The sequence below is a fragment of the Streptomyces swartbergensis genome (genome assembly GCF_002148965.1).
GTDB classification, from domain to species: domain Bacteria; phylum Actinomycetota; class Actinomycetes; order Streptomycetales; family Streptomycetaceae; genus Streptomyces; species Streptomyces swartbergensis.
This window is the reverse complement of sequence record NZ_NGFN01000614.1, coordinates 1-2,382: the sequence shown is the minus strand read 5'-3', so window position 1 is coordinate 2,382 and position 2,382 is coordinate 1. Positions and strand designations below refer to the sequence as shown.

The following is a 2,382-nucleotide window of genomic DNA, read 5'->3' as shown; positions in this document are numbered from 1 at the left end:
CCCCGGAACCTGCCCGCCTTCTGAGCGCCCTCGGAGACCTTCACCAAACCCAGCTCCCCCGCCAGGCCCCACAGCGCCTGTTTCACCGCGCTCCTGCTCTCCAGCTCGTGGACGCGGCCCGCGTCCACGACGCTCTGGAGTTCCTTGAAGTTGGCGGGGATCGCGGTGGCCGCGACCGCCGTGCCGGTGATCTTCTGGATCAGGGGCGGCTGGATCTCCGTACCGCGGGAGTGCCGGTTGACGACGACGGTCGTCTCCTCGGCCTTGCGGATCTGCAACCGGTCCCACATCCGCACCGCCCGCTTGGCGCCCCGCACCGCGACCACGTCCGGAGTGGTGATCAGCAACGCCCTGTCCGCCATCTCCACCGCCGCCGCCCCCGCCCCGCTCAGCTGGGCGCCGCAGTCGATGACGACGACCTCGTAGCGGGAGCGCAGGGCGCTGACGATCTGGCGGGCGGCGCGGTCGGTGACGTCCTCGCCGCGTTCCCCTTCGGCCGGGGCGAGGAGCAGGGCCAGGCCCGTGTCGTGGCGGAAGACCGCGTCGGCCAGGACGCGCGGGGAGATGTCCGTGATGGCGGCCAGGTCGACGACGGAGCGGCGGAACTGGACGTCCAGGTAGGAGGCGATGTCGCCGGTCTGGAGGTCCATGTCGACCAGGGCGGTGCTGCGGCCGGAGGCCTGGGCGGCCAGGGCCAGCTGGATCGCCGTCAGGGTCGCGCCCACGCCGCCCTTGGCTCCGCTGACGGTGACGACCGTGCCGCCGACGCCGGTGAACACGTCCCCGCCGGCGCCCAGGTGCCGTCGTACACCGACGGACCACTGGGCGACCGCCTGGACGCGGCTCGCGAGTTCCTCGTAACTCAAGGGGAGAGCCACGAGACCCCGCGCTCCGTAGTCCATCGCGGCCTGGAAGAGGCCGGGGCTCGCGTCGGAGGTGACGAGGATGACGCCGACGGCCGGGAAGCGCAGGGCGACCTCGCGGATCAGTTCCAGCGCGGGGACCGGGCCGATCCGCTCGTGCACGACCACGACCTCGGGCAGTTCGTCGACCGACTCGGCGGCGAGGCGGCCGAGGGTGTCGATGAGCTGGGTGGAGTCGACCACCGGGGCGACCGGCTCGGCGTCCGGGAGCTGGCTGAGCAGCGTCGTGATCGACCGGACCGCGTCCGCGTCACCGACTGCCGGGAGGATCCTCGTGGGCATGCGAGCCTCTCACTTGTCCTTCGCGAGTTCGTACGTCCGGTCCCGCTCGGGGACGGTGGTGTCGCCGCCGGGCGCGACCAGGGCGAGCCGGACCCGCTGGGCGAACGACTCGGCGTAGGTGATGCGCTGGGCGTCGAGGGCGGACAGCGCGAAGGTGATGGGGACGGCGTCGGTGGCCTGCCGGGTGCGGTTGTTCTCGTCGGGTTTCAGCGCGGTGAGTTCGCCGACGTCGATGACCTTGGCGTTGGTCACGATGATCTTCGACTGGTCGGGGTCGCCCTCCCGCTTGCCCTCGAAGGTGGCGTAGACGTTGACCGAGGAGCCGGGCGTGATCTTGCCGGCCACGCCGGTCGCCGCGTCGATCATGATGGCGACCTCCTGCTGGCCGGGCTGGAGGGCCGGCTGGCGGACGATCATGTCGGACTGGAGCAGGGAGCCCGCTTGCAGCGTGGTCACGGCGATCTTGCCCTGGATCTCGCGCAGGTCGGTGACCGCGTTGTCCGACAGCCACCGTTCGGGCATCTTGATCTTCTCGAACTGGCCCGTGCTGAGGGTGGTGTAGGGCGGCACGTCGGATTTGAGCCGGTAGGCGGTGACCTCGGGGCCCACCTTGGACTTCACGTCACTGATGACGGACAGCACGCCGGTGAAGGCGCCGAGGGCGCAGACGACCGACAGGAGCAGGAGAATCACGCCGCGGCGCTGACGGGAATTCATGAACCGTACAACCTCGTTGGGGATATCGGTCGAGCGGGAACGGAGCAGTGCTGACGAGCGGTGCAAGGGCTGTCAGGGCAGTCAGGGCTCATCCGACGGCCGTTCGGTTCTCCAGCTGCTTCAGGGGTGGGCTGTCGTGGACGGGCGGCGTGGCCGAGCAGAACACGCAGCGGTCGCCGATGACGTCGATGCCGCACCAGTGGCAGCGGGTGCGTCGTACGGAGGTGACCAGTTGGTAGAGGACCGACAGGTCGGGCAGGTAGCTGCAGAACTCGATCATCTTGCCGGTGCCCCACCAGCCGGGTGATTCGGCCGGGAGCGGGATCTCGCGCAGCCCCTGTACCTTCCAGGAGGGGGCGAGGGTGCCGGTGACCCAGTCGGACTGGAGCTGGCCCTTGGCGACCAGCATCCAGGTGCCGAACTCGGGGCCGGGGAGGGCGGCTTCGGGGGTGATCCTGAC

The 2,382-nt window shown here is 70.3% G+C and carries 2 protein-coding genes and 1 pseudogene; all 3 read right to left on the bottom strand.

The genetic code is table 11. The features are described 5' to 3' along the window. The coding region (locus CA983_RS42815; RefSeq protein WP_086606015.1) for a CpaE/TadZ family protein at positions 1–1,205 on the bottom strand (1,205 nt) is incomplete at its 3' end. Between the two features lie 9 nt (positions 1,206–1,214). Further along, positions 1,215–1,922, bottom strand: coding sequence for a Flp pilus assembly protein CpaB (gene cpaB, locus CA983_RS42810; protein ID WP_086606014.1), 708 nt, complete (start codon positions 1,920–1,922; stop codon positions 1,215–1,217). An 88-nt stretch (positions 1,923–2,010) separates the two neighbouring features. Further along, positions 2,011–2,382 (bottom strand): annotated as a pseudogene (locus tag CA983_RS42805) (hypothetical protein); the annotation flags it as partial.